The organism is Chromobacterium sinusclupearum (assembly GCF_002902845.1).
GTDB classification, from domain to species: domain Bacteria; phylum Pseudomonadota; class Gammaproteobacteria; order Burkholderiales; family Chromobacteriaceae; genus Chromobacterium; species Chromobacterium sinusclupearum.
In genome coordinates this window covers 1-1,187 of record NZ_PPTF01000012.1, presented here as the reverse complement: position 1 = coordinate 1,187, position 1,187 = coordinate 1, and the positions used below count along the sequence as shown (strand labels likewise).

The following is a 1,187-nucleotide window of genomic DNA, read 5'->3' as shown; positions in this document are numbered from 1 at the left end:
ATTTAGGTTACTGAAATGATAGGGTCAAGCGACTAAGTGCATCTGGTGGATGCCTTGGCGATCACAGGCGATGAAGGACGTGTAAGCCTGCGAAAAGCGCGGGGGAGCTGGCAATAGAGCTTTGATCCCGCGATATCCGAATGGGGAAACCCGGCCCTTAGGGGTCATCCCTGACTGAATACATAGGTCAGCGGAAGCGAACTCAGCGAACTGAAACATCTAAGTAGCTGAAGGAAAAGAAATCAACCGAGATTCCGTAAGTAGTGGCGAGCGAACGCGGAACAGCCTGTATGTGTTATGAGTTGCGTTAGTGGAAGGTTCATGGAAAGGACCGCCGTAGTGGGTGATAGCCCCGTACACGAAAACGCATCGCAAGAACTAAGCATACGAGAAGTAGGGCGGGACACGCGAAATCCTGTCTGAAGATGGGGGGACCATCCTCCAAGGCTAAATACTCGTGATCGACCGATAGTGAACCAGTACCGTGAGGGAAAGGCGAAAAGAACCCCGGGAGGGGAGTGAAATAGAACCTGAAACCGGATGCATACAAACAGTGGGAGCGGACTTGTTCCGTGACTGCGTACCTTTTGTATAATGGGTCAGCGACTTACGTTCAGTAGCGAGCTTAACCGAATAGGGGAGGCGTAGGGAAACCGAGTCCGAATAGGGCGCTTTAGTTGCTGGGCGTAGACCCGAAACCGAGTGATCTATCCATGGCCAGGATGAAGGTGCGGTAACACGCACTGGAGGTCCGAACCCACTAGTGTTGCAAAACTAGGGGATGAGCTGTGGATAGGGGTGAAAGGCTAAACAAACTCGGAGATAGCTGGTTCTCCCCGAAAACTATTTAGGTAGTGCCTCATGTATCACTTCCGGGGGTAAAGCACTGTTATGGCTAGGGGGTCATTGCGATTTACCAAACCATGGCAAACTCTGAATACCGGAAAGTGCGAGCATGGGAGACAGACGGTGGGTGCTAACGTCCATCGTCAAGAGGGAAACAACCCAGACCGCCAGCTAAGGTCCCAAATGATCAGTTAAGTGGTAAACGAAGTGGGAAGGCCTAGACAGCCAGGATGTTGGCTTAGAAGCAGCCATCATTTAAAGAAAGCGTAATAGCTCACTGGTCGAGTCGTCCTGCGCGGAAGATGTAACGGGGCTCAAACTGATAACCGAAGCTGCGGATG

1 rRNA gene is annotated in these 1,187 nt (G+C 51.6%); it reads left to right on the top strand.

The features are described from left to right. Window positions 1–22: 22 nt before the first annotated feature. Window positions 23–1,187, top strand: a 23S ribosomal RNA gene (locus C2134_RS02750); the annotation flags it as partial.